This window comes from Halogeometricum borinquense DSM 11551 (assembly GCF_000172995.2).
In the GTDB taxonomy this organism is placed as follows: Archaea; Halobacteriota; Halobacteria; order Halobacteriales; family Haloferacaceae; genus Halogeometricum; species Halogeometricum borinquense.
This window is the reverse complement of record NC_014729.1, coordinates 1,571,347-1,593,329: the sequence shown is the minus strand read 5'-3', so window position 1 is coordinate 1,593,329 and position 21,983 is coordinate 1,571,347. Positions and strand designations below refer to the sequence as shown.

Sequence of the window (21,983 nt, the reverse complement as noted above, 5' to 3'; positions counted from 1 at the left end):
GGCTGCGCGCCATAATATCAGACTGATAATACGAATGGTTCGAACGCTCGAGAACCGATTCGGCGGGCTTTTTTCTCCCCAACGAACAGAGACCGACGATGCAGTTCGCCGAGTTCGCCGCGCGGGCGTCGGAAATAGAAGCCGAACCCGCAGACCTCGCCACCGTCGCGCTAGTCCGTGATCTGTTTTGCGACGCCGGAGACGACCTCCCCGTCGTCACACGGTTCGTCCAAGGCCGCGTCTTCCCGGCATGGGACTCGACAACGCTCGATATCGGGCCGCGACTCCTCCGCGAGGCCATCGCGCGCGCGGCCGGGCAGAACGTCACGGCCGACGATGTCGAGGACCGACTCGCCGATGCAGGTGAAATCGGCAGCGTCGCTGCGGCGTACGACTTCGGCGGCCAACAGGGACTCGCCGCGTTCTCTGGCGGCACTAACGACGGTCTGACGGTCAACGAGGTGGACGAAACGCTTCGTGACCTCGCGGCCGCCTCCGGACCCGGGAGTGAGGATCGAAAGCTGAACACGTTGTTCGGCCTGTTCAACCGCGCGAGTTCGTCGGAAGCAAAGTATCTCGCACGTCTCGTCCTCGGCGAGATGCGTATCGGCGTCGGAGCGGGAACCGTCCGCGACGCCGTTGCCGAAGCGTTCCTCGCTGACTTCGAATCGGCGACGGAGGAGAGCGAAGACGACGAAGGCGGACCGAAAGACGACGATGCCGAAGACAGATCGAAGGACGACGATGCCGAAGATAGACCAAAGGACGACGATACCGAAGACACTGCGGACGACGCCGACGAACCGACGACGTACGCGACCGACGAGCAACTGGCCGCCGTCGAACGCGCCCTCCAAGTGTCGAACGACTACGGGATGGTCGCCGTCACGGCCCGCGACGAAGGCAAAGAAGGGCTGAAAGCAGTTCATCTCGAAGTCGGCCGCCCCGTGCAAGCGATGCTGGCACAGGCAGGGACAGTGACCGACGCCCTCGACGAATGGGACGAGGCGGCGGTGGAACGAAAGTTCGACGGCGCGCGCGTGCAGGTCCACGTCGCACCCGACGACGCGTCCGCGGACGACGGCGAAGACGTGTCGCTGTACTCCCGTAATATGGACGATGTAACGGATGCGCTTCCCGAAATCGTAGAGTTCGTGGAGGATCACGTGGACGTGCCGGTGATCCTCGACGGCGAGGTGGTGGCGGTAGATGACGATGGCGCACCGCTTCCGTTTCAGGAGGTTCTCCGCCGGTTCCGTCGCAAACACGACGTGGGTCGGATGCGCGAAGAGGTGCGCGTCGAACTCCACGCGTTCGACTGTCTACACGCCGACAGCGAGGACTTGCTCGATGCGCCGGTGACGGAACGACACGCCCGACTCGCGGAGGTGCTGGCGGACACCAACGCCGTCTCGGACTTGCTCGTCTCCGAGGACGCCGACGAGATAGCCGCCTTCGAGGAGGCGTCGCTTGACGCCGGCCACGAAGGGATCATGCTGAAAAACCCCGATTCGACGTACTCGCCCGGAAATCGCGGGAAGAACTGGCTGAAACGAAAGCCCGACGTAGAGACGGTTGACCTCGTCGTGACGGGTGCAGAGTGGGGAGAGGGCCGCCGCGCGAACCACCTTGGAACGTTCCTCCTCTCCGCGCGCGACGAGAGCGGCGACGGCGACTACGCCACTATCGGGAAGGTAGCGACGGGCATCACCGACGAGGAACTGGCCGAGTTGTCCGATCTCTTGGAACCAGAAATCGTCAGCGAGGACGGACAGACGGTCGAACTGAATCCCTCGGTCGTTTTCGAGGTCGGCTACGAAGAGATACAACGCTCGCCGACGTACTCATCGGGGTACGCGCTTCGGTTCCCGCGCTTTATCGCCGTCCGAGAGGACAAGACGCCGGACGATGCCGACTCGCTGGATCGAATCGAGCGGTTGGCCGAGTCGCAATGACCGCGACGGGGCGCGCAGTCAACCGGCCGGCTCAGAAGTAGCCCGCTAACGCCTCGAACGCACGCGCCGCCGCCTCGTCCGGACGGTCGGGGTAAGTGTACAGTTCTAACGTGACGAATCCGTCGTAGCCGATGCTGTCGAGGGCGTCGAACACCACATCGAAATCGAGGTCGCCGTCGCCGGGGACGAGGTGATAGTGTTTGCCGCGGATACCGCCCGCGATATCTTCGAGGTGGACGCCGGTGATGTGGCCCGCGCTCTGTTCGATGCTCTCGCGTAGGTCTTCGCCGTAGACGGCTGCGTGGCCGATGTCGAGATTGACGCCGAGGTTGTCGCGGCCCACATCATCAATGAGCGTCAGCACTTCGTCGGTGCATTCGATGAGCAGTTCGGGTTCGAACTCGATCCCCACGTCCACGCCGCGGGGTTCGGCGTAGTCGAGGATGTCGTGCAGCGAGTCACGCAAGAGCTGGTACGCTTCATCGGGCAACGTTCCCGGCAGGGGACGACCGGTGGCGAGACAGACCGCTGGCGCACCCGTCGAGGTAGCCAAGTCGATGGCACGTTTGATGTACTCGACACGCCACGCGCGCAGATCCGGATCCGGATTGATGACGCTCGGTTCGAAAAAGGACGACGGCGGCGCATCGTCGTAGTATCCCGTAGCCGTGTTGGCGTTGATGTTCGAGACGGCGAGATCCGTCTCTGTGAGGGCATCGGCGAGTGCGGCCGCATCGTCCGCACCGAACTCGGGGAAGTACGCGTGCGGTGTATCGCCGAGTAATTCGACTCCCTCGTAACCGTGGGCGGCGATTCGCCGGACGGCTTCGGGGAGCGTGTCGTTCGTGTACGCGTTCGTCGAAAATGCGAGTTTCATGGTTAGTTCACGTCGAAGTATCTGGAGAGCGTCGTTGCCGGAATGGCGAACGCCGCTGCGGCGAGAACGAACGTCGGCCCTGCAATGACGGCGACGGCGGCATCGAGGAGGACAATTCCGAGGACGCAGGTACCGACAGCAGGTCCGACGTTCGACGGAACGGGATCTGCTATCGCCGGACCGAGCGCCCGCCAGTCCCACGCGAGAAAGCCGGCGGCGACGAGAGTAGCGGCGAGACCGGCGGTGGGCGTCCCACGGACGGTGACGACGACGGCAACAACCATGGCCGCTAGCGTCGCCCCTGCGCCGGTGAGAGCGACGGCGGACCCGTCCCCACCGCCGCCCGTCTCCGCCTCAGCCATCCGCGTCAACGCCGCAACGTAAACGACGACGGACGCCGGAAACAGAAGCGCCAGCCCGTCGAACGCGGCGACACCGGCGATTGACAGGCCGAGCGCGACGTTGAGTCCGCGGGCTGATCCCATCGCAAAAAAGCCGGCTGGAGTACCCTTGAGAAGACCGTCATAGAGCGCAACGGCGAGGGCGAGAGCCACGGCAGTCAAACCGGGTCCTAATCCGCCAACGACCGTGGCGACGACGACACCGCCGACGAGGAGGATGATGCCGACCGAGAGCGCTTCGCTTCGCCCGACGCGGCCAGACGGAATCGGTCGATCCGGGCGCTCTTTTGCGTCTTCGTCAACGTCGGCAACGTCGTTCAGCGTCGTTCCCGCGGCGTAGATGAGCGCCGATGCCAGACAGAGACCGACGATAGTTGGTACCGAAACTGTCGCGCCGAGCGCGACGGCGAGAGCGACGCCAGCGATAACGTCCGGTGGGGCGGTGAAGACATTCGGAAGTCTGACAAGTTCGGCGTAGTCGGTAGCGACTCGCCGGACGGACTCGACGCCGAGCGCGTCCCCGACGCCGGTTGCCATCGCTCAGGCCCACCCGTGGTCGCGGAGGTAGTCCATCGCCCCTCGTGCTGTTTCGGCTGCCGTCTCCTGATACGGGTAGAGTTCGACCGTGATGTACCCGTCGTAGCCTGAATCCTCGACCGCTTCGAGGAAGGCGTCGATATTCATCGCGCCGTCACCGAGTTGCGTGTGGTCGTGTTCACGGACCTCGGGGATGTCTTCGAGATGGTAGTGCTTCGTGTACGGCGAAAGCGTCTCGACCAGTTCCGCGGGGTCCTCGCCCACGCAGTACAGGTGGCCGGCGTCGAAGTTACAGGCGATTCGGTCGGAGTCAACGCGTTCGATCACGTCGAGAAACTGCATCGAAGTCTCGATGAGAAGGTCCGGTTCGGGTTCGACCAACACATCCACGCCCACGTTCTCGGCCTTGACGGCGAGTTCTTCGAGGCCGCCGACGAACGTCTCCATCGCCCACTCGCGGGACTTTCCATCGGGAAGTGGGCCACCGGGTTCGATGGAGATGTGGTCACAGCCGAGTTCGGCCGCGGCATCGAGCGAATCAAGCGTGTACTCCACGCGACGACGACGGTAGTTTTCGTCTACTTCGATGAACGAGGGGTGGTGGAAATCCTCGATGGCCGTCAGCATGAACGCGTTACAGTTGCTGATGTCGAGACCGGTCCGTTCGAGCGCGGCGCGCACCTCGTCGTACTCCTCGTCCGTGGCCGCGGGTGGATAGAGGAATGGTTGATCGAACAGGAGTTCGATGCCGTCGTACCCGGCGTCCGCGACGGCGTCGATGGCCTCGACAGTCGAGTACTCCCGAAAGGCGTTCATCGAGAAACCGAACTGAAGCGACATCGGTTACTCGGCCTCTGCACCCTGGGGGACGCTTTCGCCATCGGACTCCGCCGCAACGGCGTCCGCGTAGTCGAAATGCGGCGACTGCGAGAAGAACGCTAAGGGATTCTCGAACAGAAGCTTCCGCACCGTATCGCGGTCCCACCCAGCGTCGATCATCGCGTCGCGGGCTTTCGGGACGGCGAGTGGGTCCGAATCATCCCAGTCTGCCGAGGAGTTGATGATACGTCTGTCGGTGCCGTACGCTTCGAGAAGCGGCATGACCTCCTCGATAGATATCTTACCGGGGTAGAGCGTGAACCCGAGCCAACAGTCCGTCGCCGCCGTCGTCTCCATCGTCTCCGGTTCGTTGTGGTCGATGATGATTCGCTCTTGCGTGACGCCCATCTCCTCGATGATCTCTACCGTCCGGACCGCACCCTTCGGCTTCTCCGTGTGCGGAAGGTGGATGATGACGGGTTGTTCGTGTTCTTCTGCGAGGCGGAGTTGCTCGCGGAACGCCCACTCTTCCTCGTCGGTCTGGAGGTTGAACCCGATCTCGCCGACACCGACGACGCGGTCGCGTTCGAGATACTCCGGCAGACGGTCGATGACGGCTTCGGACATCTCGCGGTCAACTGCCTCCTTCGGATTGATCGAGACCGTGACGTAGTGCTCCATCCCGGCGACGCGGTCGGCGCGTTCGGTCTCGAAGTCGATGATGTGCTCGAAGTAATCGAAGAACGATTCGGGATACAGTTTGTCCGAACCCGACCAAAAGGATGGTTCGATGACGCACTCGATGCCCGACCGCCGCATCTCGCGGTAATCGTCCGTGGTCCGCGAGGTCATGTGCGCGTGTGAGTCGATCAGACGCATGCGGCACAGTCGGGACTAATCGGGCTTTGTTATCAACATCCTACAGGTTTAGGGACAGAGAAAGTTTGTGCAGAATCACCGGTAGAAACCATTTAACAGGCTATTCGAACCGACAGACGGGGATCGAAATGCATCCATTTGCACTGAAGCCGACACATAACTAACCGCGTTCCGTCCCCCGAACAAGATATGACGCGAACGCGAACGGGGGTCTGGTTCGTCGGCGCACGCGGCAACGTCGCAACCACGGCTATCGCTGGGGCGCGCGGCATTGCACGGGGGACAACCGACGAAACCGGAATGGTAACAGCACGTGAACCCTGCACGTTACTCGATTTACCCGCAGTCAGTGAGTTCGTCTTCGGCGGTCACGATATTGCCGACCGACCGCTCATCCACACTGCAACCGAACTCTCCGACTCGAATATCGTCGATCGAGAGACGCTCGAAATCGTCTCCGACGACCTCCGCGAGATAGACGACAGAATCGAGACGGGCACCGCACAGAACTGCGGAAGCGCCGTCTCCCTGGCCGATGGCGACACCCTCGACAGCAACCACACTGTGAGCGAGATAGTCGAACAGATTCGCTCCGATTACAGCGATTTTGTCGCCGAAACCGGCGTTGATCGCCTCGTAGTTGTCAACCTCGCCTCCTCGGAACCACCCGTAACAGATCCCGACCGGTACGAGACGCTGGCTGCCTTCGAAGAGGCAGTCGAAGCCGACGACGCCGACTTACCCGCGAGTTCGCTCTACGCCTACGCCGCCCTCGACGACGGCCACCCGTACGTCAACTTCACGCCCTCCACGGGGAGCGACCTCGGCGGGTTGCGGGAGTTAGCCGAAACGAAGAACGTCCCGCACGCCGGACGCGACGCCAAGACCGGCGAGACACTGCTAAAGTCCGCGCTCGGGCCGATGTTCGCCGGACGCAACCTCGATGTGCTGTCGTGGGACGGCTTCAACATCCTCGGCAACGGCGACGGCAAAGTGTTGGAGGACGACGAGAACAAGGCCGGGAAACTCCAGAGTAAGGGCGGCGTCCTCTCGAACATTCTCGGCTCGAACATGCACAACCGCGTCCGCATCGACTACACACCTTCGCTCGGAGACTGGAAGACGGCGTGGGACCACGTCCACTTCCGGGGGTTCATGGGGACGACGATGTCACTGCAGTTCACGTGGCAGGGTGCAGATTCCACGCTCGCCGCACCGCTCGTCTTGGACCTCGTCCGACTCGTTGCCTACGCCGACGACCACGACGAAGGCGGCGTCCAGACCCACCTCTCGTCGTTCTTCAAAGAGCCGATGGACGTGAGCGAACACGACCTCTCCCGGCAGTTCGCTATGCTCGAATCCTACGTGAACGACCACCTCGATACCGACGACAGAGAGCCGCTCACACCGCTTCGGACGGACGGAGCGGGGAGTGATTCGGACACCTCAGAGTCTGATTCGGCCCCCGGAACGGAGCCCAAACGATGACTGAACACGCAAGCGACTCCACGGCAGAACGGGTCATCGTCCTCGACGTGGTCGGTCTCCAACCCGACCACGTTACTTCTGAGTCGATGCCGCACCTCTCCGAACTGTTCGATGACGGCGCGACGACGGGACTCGTCCCACCGTTTCCGGCGGTGACGATTCCCGCGCAGACGACGCTTTCGACCGGACGCTCACCCGCGACGCACGGCGACGTATCGAACGCAGAGTACGACCGCAAAACGGACACGGTGGAACTGTGGGGCCGAGACAGCGGCGACCGGCGGCGGATCTGGGAACTGCAAAGCGACTGCGAACTCACGACTGGCGCGCTGTTTTTCCAACATCTCTACGGCACGTCGGCAGACGTGGCGGTGACGCCGAAACCCATCGAGGACGAGAACAACGGTCTCATCGAGATGAACTGCTGGACGAACCCAGACGACTTTTACGACGAACTCCGCGAGGAGTACGGTCATTTCCCGCTTCACAACTACTGGGGTCCGGCAGCGAACGCCGAGAGTAGCACGTGGATTCTGTCGGCGGCCCGCGAGGCGACCGAGCGCTACGATCCTGACATGCTCTGGGTGTACCTTCCGCATCTTGACTACACAGGGCAGAGTCACGGCCCGAACTCCGACGAGTTTGAGGCGGCGCTCTCGGAGGTTGACGAACTCGTCGGCGAGTACATTGATGCACTCCGCAAGACAGATCGATGGTCGGAAACGGCCGTCGTCGTCGTCAGCGAGTACGGCTTCCACGAGGTATCGACGCCGGTGTTCCCGAATCGCGCGCTCCGCGATGCGGGGCTGCTGCAGACGCAGGACGCCGAGGGCGGGGCGATTCCAGATCTCGCGGCCTCGGCGGCGTTCGCCGTTGCAGACCACCAAGTCGCGCATGTCTACTGCGACCATGACGCCGTCGAACGGGCGCGAGAAGCGCTCGAAGACCGTCCCGGCATCGAGCGTATCCTCGACGGCGACGACCAAGCGGCCTACGGCATCGACCACGAAAATGCGGGCGAGTTGGTCCTTCTCGCGGACGCCGACGCGTGGTTCGCCTACTACTGGTGGCACGAAGACGAGACGGAGGCGATGCCGCCGTACGCCGACAGCGTGGATATCCACGAGAAACCCGGATACGACCCCTGCGAGTTATTCCTCGGGGAAAGCGGGTTCGTCTCGACGGACCCAACGAAAGTCTGCGGGTCGCACGGACGCGTCGATTCCGAGACGACACCCGTTTTCGGGGTCGGCGGTCCCGCCGCTCCCTCACTATCACTGGACGGCGACATCGATATGCGTCAGGTCGCACCGACGATATTGGATCTCCTCGGCGTCCGCGATGACGTTGCGATGGAGTTCGAGGGCGCGTCGATCCTCGCGCCGACGAACGAACTCGGTCCCGCAGACGACTGACAGACGGCCAGTTGTGTGACCGGCGGCCTGCGGCGTGGCTGTCGAACGCGCAAACAGCCGGCCGAGTCGAAACGCGTTATTCCGTCGGTCCGCTACCAACGAGTATGACCGTCTCTTTCCGCAATCTCGACGTTGCGTGGTTAGGATACGCGACTGTCCGAATCGAGTCCGAAGCGGGCTACGTCGTCTATCTCGACCCGGGTCGGTACGGCGTGTTAGACGACTACTACGCCCGCGACGGCGACCTCGTCTGTGTCACTCACGACCACCACTACGACAGCGACGCGATTCGATCCGTCGCCAAGGAAGACGCCACTGTCGTCGTGTTCGAGGGAGTAGACGCATCCAACATCGACCGGGACGTAGCGGCCGTCGAAGACCTCCCGTACGAGGTCATCCGTGTCGGCGAGGAAGAACACCTGACCGCCGGTCCGGTGGACCTGTGGACACTCGCCGCCTACAACGAAGCCGACGGCCCGCACACCCGAGACGACGGCAGCCTCGTTCATCCGCCCGGATTCGGGTGCGGCTTCCTCCTGTCGGTGGACGGAATCAAGGTGTTCTGGCCCGGCGACAGCGACGTGCTCGCTGGCTTCGAGCAGTTGTCAGTGGATCTCTTCCTCGCTAACATCGGCGGGAGTATCGTGATGGACCGCCACGAGGCGGCCGACCTCGCTGCGGCGTTGAACCCAGGCTTGGTCCTCCCAATTCACTACAACACGATCGACCTCCTGAGCGCTGATCCGGAGGCGTTCGCGGCGGACGTTGCCGCCCGCGGCGTTCCGGTCGTTCTCGAAGATCCCGAAGACCACGCGGTCTGAGCCACCTCGAAACCCGCCGTAGCCACGGTCAGAAACACCAGTCCCGCGACAACCGTTTTGTCTCGTCCGCTCCTCTATTATCGGACGATGACCCGCCTCACACTGACGGCCGACTACGGCCACTTTGATCGACGAATCCCCTACTACCGGGCGGGAGACGGTCCCGAGACGTTAGTCGTTCTCCCCGGACTCAGCGACGCGTTCGCCGGCGGCCCGACGAAGGCGACAGCGGAGTATCTTGCTCGCGTGACGTATCGCGGCCTCACGGACGACTTCACGGTGTGGACGGTTCGTCGCCCCCGAGCCCTCGACCCGGATGCGACGACGCGCGAAATCGCCGGATCGGCGGCGACGGCGCTTGACGAACTGGGCGGCGGGCACGTCCTCGGCTACTCGATGGGTGGTTTCGTTGCCCAACACCTCGCCGCCGACTACCCCGAACTGGTCGAACGACTCGTCCTCGGGTCTACCGCGGCACGCGTCGGTGACGCCGGACGAACGGTCCTCGAAGACTGGGAAACATGGGCGAAGACGGGCGCGTGGGGGAATCTCTACGCGTCTTCGGCGCGCGAGTCGTACACTGGATGGCGACACCATGTCTACCCGGCGGCGATGTGTCTGCTCGGCCCGCTACTGACGCCACCGTACCCCGAAGACGTGGTCACGTCCATCCGGGCCTGTCTCGAACACGACGGGACCGACCGATTAGGAGACGTAAGGATGCCGACGCTGGTTGTCGGCGGCGACGAAGATCGGCTGTTCCCGCCGGAACTACTGCGGGAGACGAAGGAGATGCTTCCGGACGCAACGCTGGCACTGCTCCGAGGGACGGGTCACGCCGCCGCCACCGAACAGACGACAGCGTTCAACCGAGTTGTTGGGCGGTTTCTGCGCGAGGAATCGCTGTAAGTGTTGCGTCGGACCGTTATATGACACCCATCGTGTCGAGCCGCTCCGGCAGATAGGTGTCGGTCACGAAGTCCAGCCCGCGGGAGGCGAGCGCCTGCTGTTCTGCTTTCTTCTCGATGTCGAGTTGTAGTTCGATCTGTTCTTCCCAGTAATCGGTCATGAAGCGCGGGTCTTCGAGTTCCGATTCGAGGGCGTTTATGTCCGAGTCAGAGAGCGGATCGGTCGGCAGGTCGTAGTCAACGATGTCCTGCGGTTGGATACCGACGAAGCGCGCCTCGGGCGTGGCGAGATACTCGGAGAGGTGCGCGGACTTGATGGACCCGTAGGCGACGGAACCGTAGATGCGGTACGACCACGGGTCACCGTCTGTAAAGACCATGACCGGCAGGTCGAGTTCGTCGTGCAGACGTTTCGTAATGCGGCGCGTCGCCCGCGCTGGTTGCCCCTTCAGATGGACGACGAGACAGCCGTACTCCTCGTCGAATCCGTTTTCGATGAGGCGGTCGCGCATACCACCCGTCTCCACGCAGAGAACGAAATCGATGTCGTGATCTAAGAACTCGATGGTGTCGGGGTTGTTCGGAATCTGGTAGCCGCCTTCACCAACGTCTTCCTGACAGTGAATCTCGCGTTCGCCGCGACGAGTCTGCTCGCGGAGTTCCAGCGGCCCCATGAGGGTCGCACCGGACTCCTCCGGTCGCATGTGGAAGTCCTCGCGGGTGACGTTCGAGACGATTTCGAGATCTTCGATGAGTTGGTTCGACTCGTCTTGGTCGTTGAACTGCGCTTCCTCTGTGTCCCACGATTCGGAGAGGTAGTACAGCTCACGCAGGGTAGACGAACGGCCCTCCTCAAGTTGGTTGACGAGGAATTCGATGGCGTACGTCGCTTTCAGCAGTTTTCGCGCGCCGCGAACGCTGTTGGCAGAGCGGGTCGATTTCCGGTCACCGTACACCCACACGTTCGAATCCTCGTCGAAGACGATGTTGCTCTTCGTCCGCGTCGGGATATCCATGTGCGGGATATCGCCCTCGGCGAACTGGTCGTAGAACTCCACGGCGAGGTCGATAAGTCGTTCCTGTGCGAGTTCGTCGTTCTGATTCGTGCTCATGTTCAGGTGTTGACGGTCAGCTTCTCAGTTTCAACGCCGTCCACGTTGATGTCGAACGAGGCGTCCGACGTTACGGTGTAGGTGAGTTCGGCGGTCTCTCCAGCCGACACCGACGGGTTCCACTTGACGAACCACTCGCCGTCTAAGTCAACGACAGTGGCGTCGTCCGGTACGTCGGTCGGTTCCGCGGTGACGATATCGGTGATATCCGGCTGTTCGGTCCGGTCGGAGTGATTCTCGACCGCGAGCGTCACGGTGTCGTCCGCAACCTCGCGTTCGACGCTCACGTTGTTCATGATGCGCGCGAGTGCGCCATCGATGTTGGGCCGGTCCTGCTTTGTCACCTCTGCGAGTTTGTCGGCCATCTCCGGCAGGATGCGCCCGAGAACGTCCTGTTTCTTCCGCCGTTTCTGCATCGACCGGCGCTTGTTCAGATAGGACTTCAGTTCGCGCGACGCCTCACGGATGGCGAGTTCGATCTCGTCTTCGATCTCCGGAATGTTAGCGAGTGCGTCCTTCGACTCGGAGGTGAACGGCACGTTCGTGGAGGCGACGTGAACCATGATGACCGCCGGCCCCTTCGGCATTCCCGAACCGCCGGGCTGGTCCAGCCCGTAGTTTCGCCAGCCGATTCGCTTTACGACGTCCGTCGTCGCACACGCACCGCGCTGGTAGACGAGGGGGACGCGGTTTGCGAATCGGAGCAGATCGACCGACCCCTCCGACTGGAGGTCACCGCCGTAGGCGATGCCAGCCTCGACGATGAACGGGTCGCCCCCGTGGACTTCCGCGTCACGCGTCGCCGCAGCGTAGAAGTCCGCGTCGTACTCCTTCCGGAGGCCCGCCTCGACCAACTCGTCGGTGATCGGCGACAGGCAGTTCGTCGGCGGCGCGAGAATGTCCGCCTCGCGCATCCCTTCGAGAAGTTCCGAAGCGGTGTCGCGGTCGTCGGCCACGTCCCGTACCTTCGGTACGTCGTCCGGAACAGTGCGCATGACTTCCCACAGCGACTCGGTGACGTTCTCGCGGGCCGTGTCACCGAACGAAACGTCGTCGGAAACCAGCAGGTCCGCAGACCGATCAACGTACTCGCGGACCTGCTTTTTCGTCGCGCGATGGGCCGCGGAGGAATCGAACTTCTCGGCGACCCGTTCTGCGAGACCGTGGACCGTTTCGTCGTCCTTTCGGGTACTGGTCGCATCGTCAACGAGAGCGTAGAGATCCGCCGTTCGGTCCGTCACCAGAATGTCCCACGCCGCTTCGACAGCGTTCTCGCGGACGGTATCGCCGAACGTGACGTCGAACTCCGATTCGATGTCGTTGGCGACTGTGTCAACGATGTCACCGAGTTCGAAGTGCGTCGTCCGTTCGCGGTTTCTGAGCGTGTCGCCGACGCGCTCGGCGAACGTCGCAGTCGCGTCAGCGCCCTTGTTGGCGACAGCGTCGGTGATGGCGGCGTCGAGATCGGTCTCGTCAGTGTCCGGAACGCTCCAGCCCATCTCGCGACCGAAGTGTCGGTCGCGGAAGTTGTTCAGAATCTTGTCGGCCGTCTTCGCGCCGACGCGTGTGAACTCCTCTTGAAGGAAGCCGGAGACGGAGTACGACTCCGTGCGGGAGAGCATCTTGATGAGCGTCCCGAGTTCGACGCCGTGCGGGTGCGGGCGAATCTCCTCCGTTTCGTCGGGGAGACCAGCGCCTTCGACGCGCTCGTACCGGAGCGGTTCGTCGAGGCCGGGTTCGTCAAGGACCAATCGGGCGTGCGGGTTGACGACGGCGGTGTGTTTCACGTAGTCGTGGAGTTGCTGGCGAGCGCGCATGTTCGCCTCCATCTCCACTTCGATGCGCGTGCCGTGCGTCGGCGAGAGGTCCGACTCGCCCGGCGCGAGTTCGTGTTCGACCTGAATCTCCGGCTCGTTCGTATCCGTGTCGATGATAAGCTCGAAGTACTGTGCCGCACTGTCGCCCTGCGTCCGGGAGGTAACTTTGGCGGGCTTGCCCGACGTGAGCTGCGAGTAGAGAACCGCCGCGGAGATACCGATACCCTGCTGACCGCGGGACTGTTCGCGTGCGTGGAACCGGGAGCCGTAGAGGAGCTTCCCGAACACCTTGGGAATCTGCTCTTTCGTGATGCCGGGACCGTTGTCCTCGACGATGAGCGTGTAGTAGTCTCCGGATTCACGAATTTCGACGGAGATGTCGGGCTTGATTCCCGCCTCCTCGGTTGCGTCGAGGGCGTTGTCTACCGCCTCCTTTACGGCGGTGACCAAGCCTCGTGCCCCCGAGTCGAACCCGAGCATGTGCTTGTTCTTCTCGAAGAACTCGGCGATGGAAATCGCGCGTTGGCTCTCGGCCAACTCCTCTGCGATTCCCGCATCCTCGCCGAGCGTCGACTGGAACGAGGTCATTCTGTGGAAGGTGATTCTGGACGGGCGCTTAAGTACTGTTCGGGAGTAAAGTGGAAGTGAAACACAGCGAATCAAAGCCGAAAAATCGATATTGCCTTTCGATACCGTGACTCACAAATCGAGTGACGCGGCGGCAAGGAAAGTGATATGTTCACATACGCCACCTGATTCATGGCATTTTGTAAGTAGTTACGCGGGCGCGCGTGCGAGGGTTTAAGGGGGGAGATGGCTAAGCCGGAAGCAGATAGTATGTCACGCGAAAGTGAGTACGGGGCCGGGCAGATACAGGTCCTCGAAGGCTTAGAAGCCGTCCGGAAACGCCCGGCGATGTACATCGGTTCCACCGACTCACGGGGGTTACATCACCTCGTCTACGAAGTCGTGGACAACTCCATCGACGAAGCTCTCGCGGGGTACTGCGACGAGATTGGAGTTTCAGTCCACGAGGACGGGTCCGTCTCCGTCACCGACAACGGCCGGGGGATTCCGGTCGATACGCACGAACAGTACGACCGGCCCGCGGTCGAGGTCATCATGACCGTGCTCCACGCAGGGGGGAAGTTCGACAACAAATCCTACCAGGTGTCCGGCGGTCTGCACGGCGTCGGTGTCTCCGTCGTCAACGCCCTGTCGGAGTGGCTGGAAGTCGAGATCAAGCGCGACGGCGCACTCTGGCGGCACCGCTTCGATCAGGGTGAACCGGATCAGGAAGCGTTCGAACGCGTCCGTGATCTCGAATCCGACGAGGACACGGGGACGACGATTCGATTCAAGCCGGATGGAGACATCTTCGAGACGCTGGAGTTCGATTTCACCACGCTCGAAAACCGCCTCCGGGAACTCGCCTTCCTCAACTCCGGCGTCGAAATCTCGCTCGCGGACGACGACGCGGACGAACAGAGTTCGTTTTACTTCGAGGGCGGCATCCGCGAGTTCGTCCGCTACCTCAACGAGACGAAATCGACGCTGCACGACGACGTCATCTACTACGACGACGAGGACGAAGGCATCGAAGTGGAAGTCGCCATGCAGGCGACCGAGGAACTGCAAGGTTCGATCCACGCCTTCGCCAACAATATCAACACGCGCGAAGGTGGGACGCACCTCACCGGGTTCAAGACGGCACTTACTCGCGTCGTCAACGATTACGCGCGGAGCAACAATCTGCTGGACGACCTCGACTCGCTGAAAGGCGAGGACATCCGCGAGGGTCTGACTGCAGTGATCTCCATCAAACATCCGGACCCGCAGTTCGAGGGGCAGACGAAGACGAAACTCGGCAACAGCGAAGTTCGAGGTATCGTCGAGTCCGTCACCCACGAACAGCTCGGGACCTATTTCGAGGAGAATCCGGGAACGGCGCAAGCCATCGTGATGAAGGCAGTAGAAGCGGCGAAGGCGCGCCGCGCCGCGAAGAAGGCCGAAGAGCTCACGCGCCGGAAGTCGGCGCTCGAATCGACGGCCCTACCGGGCAAACTCGCCGACTGTCAGAGCCGCGACCCCTCCGAATCCGAACTGTTCGTCGTGGAGGGTGACTCTGCGGGTGGCTCTGCAAAACAGGGCCGCGACCGGAAGTTCCAGGCAATTTTGCCCATCAAAGGGAAAATTCTGAACGTCGAGAAACACCGTCTGGACCGCATTCTAGAGAACAACGAGGTCCGGGCGCTCATCACCGCTATCGGTGCGGGCATCGGCGAGGAGTTCGATATCGACGACGTTCGGTACGAACGCATCATCCTGATGACTGACGCCGACGTTGACGGCGCACACATCCGGACGTTGCTGTTGACGCTCCTGTACCGTCACATGCGCCCCCTCATCGAGGCGGGCTACGTCTACGCGGCACAACCGCCGCTGTACCGCGTCCGCTACCGCGGTGAGACGTACGACGCGATGACCGAAGAAGAGCGGGACCGCATCGTCGAGGAGAAGTGCGACGGGAACCCGACGCAAGTCCAGCGGTTCAAGGGTCTCGGCGAGATGAACCCCGAACAGCTCTGGGATACGACGATGAATCCCGACAACCGGGTGCTAAAACGAATCAACATCGAAGACGCCGCCGCCGCAGACCGAATGTTCAACGTGCTGATGGGCGACGCCGTCGAACCGCGAAAGCAGTTCATCAAAGAGCACGCCACGGAAGCAGAGTGGGTGGATATTTAGATGAGTTCTGACGCACCAGACAAGTTCCAAAAAGACGCAGGCATCGCCGCAGAGGTTCAAAACGCACGTATCGAGCAGGAGATGGAGCAGTCGTACATCGACTACGCGATGTCGGTCATTGCGGGTCGTGCCCTGCCCGACGTGCGCGACGGACTCAAACCCGTTCACCGTCGCATCCTCTATGCGATGAACGAAGCGGGCGTCTCCGCCCGTTCCTCGCACCGGAAGTCCTCGTCCATCGTGGGCGAGACGATGGGTGACTACCACCCGCACGGTGACTCCGCCATCTACGACGCCCTCGCGCGCATGGCGCAGGACTTCTCGATGCGCTACCCTCTCGTGGACGGACAGGGGAACTTCGGGTCCGTAGACGGGGATCCGCCGGCCGCGATGCGGTATACGGAGGCCCGGATGGCCCCCATCGCGGAGGAACTCCTCGAAGACATCGACAAGGATACGGTTGATTTCCAATCCAACTACGACGACCGCAAACAGGAACCGGTCGTCCTTCCGTCGTCGTTCCCGAACCTCCTCGTCAACGGGTCGTCGGGTATCGCTGTTGGGATGTCCACGAACATCCCGCCGCACAACCTCGGAGAGGTCATCGATGCGACGACGCACCTCATCGAGAATCCCGATTGTACGGTCGAAGACCTGATGGAGTACGTGAAGGGACCGGACTTCCCGACGGGCGCAAACATTGTCGGCAAGAACGCCGTTCACAAAGCGTACAAGACCGGTCGCGGCAGAATCCGCGTCCGCGCCGAGTTCGAGGTTGACGAAGACGGCGACAACATCGTTATCACCGAACTCCCGTATCAGGAGAACAAAGCCCGCCTCATCGAGCGGATCGCCGACGACGTAAACGACGGAAAGATCGAGGGTATCCGCGACCTGCGTGACGAATCCGACCGCGACGGTATCCGCGTCGTCGTCGAACTCAAGCGCGGCGCAAACCCCGACGTGGTGAAAAACCAACTGCTCGAACACCACCTCGAATCGACGTTCGGCGTCATCAACCTCGCTCTCGTGGACGGGCAACCGCGCGTTCTCACCCTGAAGGAGACGCTGAAAGAGTATCTCGACCACCGCCGCGAGGTCGTGCGCCGGCGCTCCGAGTACGAACTCGGGGAGGCCGAAGACCGAGCGCACATCCTCGAAGGCCGCCTGAAGGCCCTCGAAAATATCGACGACGTGGTGGAAACCATTCGGAATTCCGAGAGCCGCGACGACGCGAAGGCGGCACTCCGCGGTGAGATGACCGTCGAAGTGGACGGCGAACCCCTCCCCACTTTCGACTTCTCGGAGGATCAAGCCAACCACATCGTCGCCATGCAACTCGGTTCGCTCACCTCGATGGAGGCGGCGGAGATTAAGGACGAATACGAGGAGGTCCAAGACAGAATCGACCGCCTGAACGAGATTCTGAACAACCCCGACGAACTCGACGCAGTCATCAAGTCCGAGCTGACGGCGATCAAAGACGAGTACGACGACGAACGCCGCACCTCGTTCATCGAAGACACCGGTACGGTGACGCACGAGGACCTCATCGCCGAGGAGGATGTCGTCGTCGTCGTCACCGAGGATGACTACATCAAGCGGATGCCCCTCGACACGTTCCGCGCGCAACACCGCGGCGGGAAGGGGATCATCGGCACCGATCTGAAAGAGGGCGACAGGGTATCCTCCGTCTTCGTGGCGAGTACGCACGATTACCTGCTGTACTTCACGAACCACGGACAGGTGTACAAGCTGAAGACGTACCAGATTCCGGAGATGTCTCGGACCGCCCGCGGGAAGTCGGCGGTCAACCTCTTGGAACTGGACGACGGCGAGGAGATAACCGCTGTCGTCAACACCGCCGATATCGAGGACGAGACGGACAAATACCTCACGATGGCGACGCAGAACGGGTACGTCAAGCGCACCAGCGTCGAGAAGTTCCAGAACATCCTCACCACGGGTATTATCGCCACGAAACTGGACGAAGACGACGAACTGGCCGACGTCGAGGTGACCGACGGCAGTCACGACTTAGTGCTTGCCTCGCGGGACGGGATGGCCATCCGATTCGACGAAAGCGACGTTCGCGCGATGGGTCGCTCCGCACGCGGCGTTCGCGGCATGAAACTAGAAGGCGACGACGAACTCGTTGGCGTCGCCGCCGTGGACGAGGACCGACACAACTGGGTCCTCACCGTCACCCAAAACGGCTACGGCAAGCGCTCGGATATCGAGCGCTACCGCCGCCAATCTCGCAACGGAAAGGGTCTCATCGACATCAAGACGAACGACCGGAACGGCCCGGTCTGTGCGATGGAGACTGTCGGCTACGGCGACCACCTGTTCGTGATGAGCGAGTCCGGACAGATCCTGCGGACGCCGGTCGAAGATATCTCGACGGTCGGCCGGAACACGATGGGCGTTACCGTCATGGACATGGACGAAGGCGACCACGTCGCCAGTGTCGATGTTTACAACGTCGGTTCCGACGAAGTAGACGAGGAAGCGTCGGACGAAGAAGCGCCAGACGACGAAACGTCAGATGAAGATACGTCCGACGAAGACACATCGACTGAGTAACTGACTCGGCACTCGTTTTTTCCGGGGTGAGACACCGCGCAAACCAGAAGAAAAGCAACGGCAATCTTCACCGGAAATACGGTGTGTACAGTTCTAGAGAATTCGCTTTCCGAAACCGCTTGCGGCGAGTTCGGTCGCTACTGCGGCCGTCTCGTTGTGTTCATCAAGGATCGGGTTGACCTCGACAAGTTCGAGCGAGCGCATCGCGCCCGACTCGGCGACGAGTTCCATCGCCGCGTGCGCCTCGCGGTAGGTTACACCGCCGCGGACGGGCGTCCCGACGCCGGGTGCCTCTCTGGGGTCGAGCCAGTCGAGGTCGAGACTGACGTGAACGCCGTCGGTGCCGTTCGTGGCGACATCGAGAGCGTCCTGCGTCACTTCGGTGATGCCGCGCTCGTCGATATCGGACATCGTGTAGGCGGTCACGTCGCTGTCCTGAATCGCCGTGGTCTCGTTTTCGTCGACGTCGCGGAGGCCGACGATGGCGACGTTTTCTTCTTTCAGGCGCGGGGCGTTGGCCCACTCGACGCCCTCGAAGTCACCGATGCCGAGCGCGGCGGCAAGAGGCATGCCGTGAACGTTCCCCGATGGCGAGGTTTCGGGCGTGTTGAAGTCGCCGTGAGCGTCGAACCAGACGACGCCGATATCGGCGTCGCGGGCGCTTCCGACCATCGACCCGATGGCGATAGAGTGGTCGCCGCCGAGAACGAGCGGCGTAACCTCATCCGAAAGCGCATCGGCGACGGCGTCGGCGAGGGCCGTTGTGACCTCCTCGACTTCGTTGATGTGCTTTGCGTTTTCGCCACCAGCGTCGGCGTCGTGAATCGCATGGTGTGGGACCGCGAGATCACCGGCGTCTTCCGTCGAAACGCCCGCTGACGAGAGTTCATCGACGAGACCCGCATATCGAAGTGCGGAGGGGCCCATGTCGACACCACGTCGGTTCGCACCGTAGTCGGTCGGAACACCGATAATCCGAGTGTGCTGGTTCATGATTGAATCTATTGGGCATGCGTTTTAGTGGCATCGGAACTGTATCCAACAAAAATTCATGAGGAACAGAATGTGTCGAAATCTGAGGTTTCAGCAGCCATCGCACTTTTTTGCGATGCACAGTGAAGAAGTAGCATACGGTTTCTGCAACTGCGCGTCGGGGGCGACCGATTAGACGACGTACTCGGCGCGTTGGAGGACGAGGATGTCGATCCGGTCGTCTCACCGACCGACGCGACCTGAGGCGAGTGGTTCGGTCGCTGGGGTGGTCAGTCGAGTAGCTCAGTCGTCCAGGTACGGTTCACAGACGCGCTGGACGCCTTCCTCGAACGAAATCTTCGGTTCCCATCCGGTCGCCTCGCGTATCTTCGTCGTATCGGCCATCGTGTCGTGGACGTACACGTCGAGCGGGTTCTCGATGTACTTCGGTTCGACATCCGTCCCGAGTTCCTCGTTGATGAGACGAACCATCGTGTTGAAATCGTACGATTCGCCAGTTCCGAGATTGTAGATGCCCTGTAGGCGGTGGTCCGCAGCAAGTTCGATACCGCGAACGATGTCGTTGACGTGCGTGAAGTCGCGCGTCTGGGATCCGTCGCCGAACAGTTCCGGTCGCTCGCCGTTGGCAATCTTGTGTGCGAACTGGGCGACAGTGTTGGCGTACTCGCCTTTGTGTTCTTCTGCGCCGCCGTAGCCCTGATACACCGAGAAAAAGCGCAGGCCGGCGAGCGTCATGTCGTAGTGGTGATGGAAGTACTCGCCGTACTGCTCGCGGGCGAGTTTCGACGCCTCGTAACACGTCCGCGCCTCGACTGGCATGTCTTCGGGTGAGGGCTCGGTCCGAGACCCGTAGATAGAGGATGTAGAGGCGTAGACGACGGTTTCACAGCCGTCTTCGCGGGCTTGTTCGACGGCGTTGACGAATCCCTCGACGTTCACCCGTGTTGCCGCCCGCTTGTTCTCCTCTGCCATCGTGTACGAGGAGTACGCCGCGAGATGGAACAGCACATCGATTCCCTCGGTCGGTAAATCGTCGTCAAGAACGCTGGCATCGACGAATTCGACGGCAGACGAGAGGTTCTCCGGCGTCCCAAGATGTAGATCGTCAACGGCGATCACCTCGTTCGAGTCGGCGAGATGGTTGGCGAGGTTCGAGCCGATGAATCCGGCCCCACCGGTCACCAGTACGCGTTTGTCGTGCATGTGGCAGGAAGGTGCGGGGAGACACAAAGCAATACCGAAAGGTAAAATCGACCTCGTCCAACTGTGTATTTGTAAAAGATATCACACAATAATGGTCGAAAATTATCGTACGGCGACGTAATCGTGCCGTCCATCCATCGGATTTAAGGACGTATACGGCGAACGTTTCTGCATGTCATCAATTGAACTGACGTCCAGTCAGAAGACGATTCTGACGGCACTCATCAACCTCTACAGGCAAACAGAGGACGCTGTCAAAGGCGAAGACATCGCAGAGGAGGTAAACCGCAACCCCGGAACCATCCGGAACCAGATGCAGAGCCTCAAAGCGCTCCAACTGGTCGAGGGTGTCCCCGGTCCCAAGGGCGGCTACAAGCCGACGGCGAACGCCTACGAGGCACTCGACGTCGAGCAGATGGACGAGCCCGCGTCGGTTCCGCTGTTCCACAACGGCGAACCCGTCGAAGGCGTGAACGTTGACGAGGTCGACCTCTCGTCGGTTCACCACCCCGAACTCTGCCGTGCGGAGATTCACGTACAGGGATCCGTCCGCGAATTCCACGAAGGCGACGAGGTGCGCGTCGGTCCGACGCCTCTCTCGAAGCTCGTTGTCGAAGGCATTGTTGATGGCAAAGATGACACGAGCAACATCCTTATCCTCCGCATCGAAGACATGCGGGCACCTGAAGGCGAACCGTCTCACTGAGGCTTCTCTCGAACACGCCCAATTCGGGCGGGTTTCTCCGACTGTGAGTTGCGACGCTCCGATAAATCAGCGGTGCGTCAAATGCTTCCGATTAGCGATACAGAACACTGGGCGAGCAAAGCGTACAAAACGAGTCGAGACGTCCCGAGACGGCCCACGATGAAACGAATCAAACGGCCGAACGGGTCTTAACTGCGTCTACAGATGAACAAGGCGAGTGCCTCGGGGTCTCGCAAATCGCTCTGCGATTTGCTGGATACAGGAAATCGAAGATTTCCCTTGACTTGACCCCGAGGGTGAAGCCGACACTTAGACGTGTTCTGTTCGTTCGATATACCGTTCAATCGTCTCGCTTGATACCTGTCCTGACGTTCCGATGTAGTACGACTGCTCCCAGAATCCACCACCCCACAGATATTCTTCCAAGTACGATTCGTGCTGGCCCCACATCTCTCACGCCGTAATGCTCTTGACAGTCCGTGCAATCTCGCTTGGCGCGTGTTTCGGGTGGGCAGAAAGGAACAGGTGTACGTGGTCGGGGGAGATGTGCAACGACAGTATCTCGTAACCGTACTCGTCGCACACGTCGCGGAAACTCGCTTCCAACGAGTTCTCGATTGGTTCGAGGATGGCGTTTCGGTACTTGGGACACCACACGAAGTGGTAGTTGACGTTGTACACCGTGTGATTCGACCGCTTCTCGCCCATATCGCAC

General features: G+C 61.4%; 16 protein-coding genes and 1 pseudogene. 8 read left to right on the top strand and 9 right to left on the bottom strand.

Annotated elements, in window-relative coordinates:
• Positions 1-98 precede the first annotated feature (98 nt).
• Positions 99-1,955, top strand: a complete 1,857-nt coding sequence (ligA, locus tag HBOR_RS08035) for an ATP-dependent DNA ligase LigA (protein WP_006054469.1) — start codon at positions 99-101, stop codon at positions 1,953-1,955.
• 31 nt (positions 1,956-1,986) lie between these two features.
• Here ligA and HBOR_RS08030 read toward each other — a convergent pair whose 3' ends face one another.
• The 4 genes from HBOR_RS08030 to HBOR_RS08015 are packed head-to-tail and all read right to left on the bottom strand — an operon-like array spanning position 1,987 to position 5,468.
• Positions 1,987-2,832 (bottom strand): sugar phosphate isomerase/epimerase family protein, encoded by an 846-nt coding sequence (locus HBOR_RS08030; protein WP_006054468.1) that lies wholly within the window; start codon positions 2,830-2,832, stop codon positions 1,987-1,989.
• 2 nt (positions 2,833-2,834) lie between these two features.
• On the bottom strand, positions 2,835-3,770 hold the full coding sequence (locus tag HBOR_RS08025; protein WP_006054467.1) for a UbiA family prenyltransferase: 936 nt from the start codon (positions 3,768-3,770) through the stop codon (positions 2,835-2,837).
• Between the two features lie 3 nt (positions 3,771-3,773).
• Positions 3,774-4,610: a sugar phosphate isomerase/epimerase family protein gene (locus tag HBOR_RS08020; protein WP_006054466.1), complete on the bottom strand. Its 837-nt coding sequence runs from the start codon at positions 4,608-4,610 to the stop codon at positions 3,774-3,776.
• A gap of 3 nt (positions 4,611-4,613) precedes the next feature.
• Positions 4,614-5,468, bottom strand: coding sequence for a TatD family hydrolase (locus HBOR_RS08015; RefSeq protein ID WP_006054465.1), 855 nt, complete (start codon positions 5,466-5,468; stop codon positions 4,614-4,616).
• Between the two features lie 189 nt (positions 5,469-5,657).
• On the opposite strand from HBOR_RS08015, the gene HBOR_RS08010 reads away from it, so the two are divergent.
• The 4 genes from HBOR_RS08010 (at position 5,658) to HBOR_RS07995 (ending at position 10,101) form a co-directional block, all read left to right on the top strand.
• Entirely contained in the window at positions 5,658-6,956 is a 1,299-nt protein-coding gene (locus tag HBOR_RS08010) for an inositol-3-phosphate synthase (protein ID WP_006054464.1), read from the top strand.
• Positions 6,953-8,371 (top strand): alkaline phosphatase family protein, encoded by a 1,419-nt coding sequence (locus tag HBOR_RS08005; RefSeq protein ID WP_006054463.1) that lies wholly within the window; start codon positions 6,953-6,955, stop codon positions 8,369-8,371. Before HBOR_RS08010 ends, HBOR_RS08005 begins: the two co-directional genes overlap by 4 nt.
• Positions 8,372-8,475: 104 nt before the next feature.
• Complete coding sequence (locus HBOR_RS08000; protein ID WP_006054462.1) at positions 8,476-9,192, top strand: MBL fold metallo-hydrolase; 717 nt, start codon at positions 8,476-8,478, stop codon at positions 9,190-9,192.
• 87 nt (positions 9,193-9,279) lie between these two features.
• Complete coding sequence (locus HBOR_RS07995) at positions 9,280-10,101, top strand: alpha/beta fold hydrolase (protein WP_006054461.1); 822 nt, start codon at positions 9,280-9,282, stop codon at positions 10,099-10,101.
• A 16-nt stretch (positions 10,102-10,117) separates the two neighbouring features.
• On the opposite strand, the gene HBOR_RS07990 is transcribed toward HBOR_RS07995, so the two are convergent.
• Both HBOR_RS07990 and HBOR_RS07985 read right to left on the bottom strand, forming a co-directional pair.
• Entirely contained in the window at positions 10,118-11,212 is a 1,095-nt protein-coding gene (locus tag HBOR_RS07990; RefSeq protein ID WP_006054460.1) for a DNA topoisomerase IV subunit A, read from the bottom strand.
• Positions 11,213-11,214: 2 nt separating this feature from the next.
• Positions 11,215-13,617 carry a DNA topoisomerase VI subunit B gene (locus HBOR_RS07985; RefSeq protein ID WP_013440578.1) on the bottom strand — a complete coding sequence of 801 codons (2,403 nt, stop codon included), beginning with the start codon at positions 13,615-13,617 and terminating at the stop codon, positions 11,215-11,217.
• 249 nt (positions 13,618-13,866) lie between these two features.
• On the opposite strand from HBOR_RS07985, the gene gyrB reads away from it, so the two are divergent.
• Both gyrB and gyrA read left to right on the top strand, forming a co-directional pair.
• Entirely contained in the window at positions 13,867-15,780 is a 1,914-nt protein-coding gene (gene gyrB, locus HBOR_RS07980; protein ID WP_006054456.1) for a DNA topoisomerase (ATP-hydrolyzing) subunit B, read from the top strand.
• Entirely contained in the window at positions 15,781-18,366 is a 2,586-nt protein-coding gene (gene gyrA / locus HBOR_RS07975) for a DNA gyrase subunit A (protein WP_006054455.1), read from the top strand.
• Positions 18,367-18,459: 93 nt separating this feature from the next.
• Here the strand turns inward: gyrA and rocF are convergent, their stop codons facing one another.
• Positions 18,460-19,293 carry an arginase gene (gene rocF / locus HBOR_RS07970; protein WP_241432319.1) on the bottom strand — a complete coding sequence of 278 codons (834 nt, stop codon included), beginning with the start codon at positions 19,291-19,293 and terminating at the stop codon, positions 18,460-18,462.
• A gap of 348 nt (positions 19,294-19,641) precedes the next feature.
• Positions 19,642-20,562 (bottom strand): NAD-dependent epimerase/dehydratase family protein, encoded by a 921-nt coding sequence (locus HBOR_RS07965; RefSeq protein ID WP_006054453.1) that lies wholly within the window; start codon positions 20,560-20,562, stop codon positions 19,642-19,644.
• 172 nt (positions 20,563-20,734) lie between these two features.
• Between HBOR_RS07965 and HBOR_RS07960 the strand changes: the two genes are divergently transcribed.
• Positions 20,735-21,268, top strand: a complete 534-nt coding sequence (locus HBOR_RS07960) for an Rrf2 family transcriptional regulator (protein WP_006054452.1) — start codon at positions 20,735-20,737, stop codon at positions 21,266-21,268.
• A 309-nt stretch (positions 21,269-21,577) separates the two neighbouring features.
• Here HBOR_RS07960 and tnpA read toward each other — a convergent pair.
• Positions 21,578-21,976, bottom strand: a pseudogene (gene tnpA, locus HBOR_RS07955) (IS200/IS605 family transposase).
• Between the last annotated feature and the right edge of the window lie 7 nt (positions 21,977-21,983).

Coding starts and splice junctions, on each gene's coding strand:
- HBOR_RS08005 (WP_006054463.1), top strand. CDS start 6,953: ATGACTGAACACGCAAGCGACTCCACGGCAGAACGGGTCATCGTCCTC.
- HBOR_RS08025 (WP_006054467.1), bottom strand. CDS start 3,770: ATGGCAACCGGCGTCGGGGACGCGCTCGGCGTCGAGTCCGTCCGGCGA.
- HBOR_RS08010 (WP_006054464.1), top strand. CDS start 5,658: ATGACGCGAACGCGAACGGGGGTCTGGTTCGTCGGCGCACGCGGCAAC.
- HBOR_RS07995 (WP_006054461.1), top strand. CDS start 9,280: ATGACCCGCCTCACACTGACGGCCGACTACGGCCACTTTGATCGACGA.
- HBOR_RS07985 (WP_013440578.1), bottom strand. CDS start 13,617: ATGACCTCGTTCCAGTCGACGCTCGGCGAGGATGCGGGAATCGCAGAG.
- HBOR_RS08015 (WP_006054465.1), bottom strand. CDS start 5,468: ATGCGTCTGATCGACTCACACGCGCACATGACCTCGCGGACCACGGAC.
- gyrA (WP_006054455.1), top strand. CDS start 15,781: ATGAGTTCTGACGCACCAGACAAGTTCCAAAAAGACGCAGGCATCGCC.
- HBOR_RS07960 (WP_006054452.1), top strand. CDS start 20,735: ATGTCATCAATTGAACTGACGTCCAGTCAGAAGACGATTCTGACGGCA.
- gyrB (WP_006054456.1), top strand. CDS start 13,867: ATGTCACGCGAAAGTGAGTACGGGGCCGGGCAGATACAGGTCCTCGAA.
- HBOR_RS08030 (WP_006054468.1), bottom strand. CDS start 2,832: ATGAAACTCGCATTTTCGACGAACGCGTACACGAACGACACGCTCCCC.
- HBOR_RS08020 (WP_006054466.1), bottom strand. CDS start 4,610: ATGTCGCTTCAGTTCGGTTTCTCGATGAACGCCTTTCGGGAGTACTCG.
- HBOR_RS07990 (WP_006054460.1), bottom strand. CDS start 11,212: ATGAGCACGAATCAGAACGACGAACTCGCACAGGAACGACTTATCGAC.
- HBOR_RS08000 (WP_006054462.1), top strand. CDS start 8,476: ATGACCGTCTCTTTCCGCAATCTCGACGTTGCGTGGTTAGGATACGCG.
- rocF (WP_241432319.1), bottom strand. CDS start 19,293: ATGGGCCCCTCCGCACTTCGATATGCGGGTCTCGTCGATGAACTCTCG.
- HBOR_RS07965 (WP_006054453.1), bottom strand. CDS start 20,562: ATGCACGACAAACGCGTACTGGTGACCGGTGGGGCCGGATTCATCGGC.
- ligA (WP_006054469.1), top strand. CDS start 99: ATGCAGTTCGCCGAGTTCGCCGCGCGGGCGTCGGAAATAGAAGCCGAA.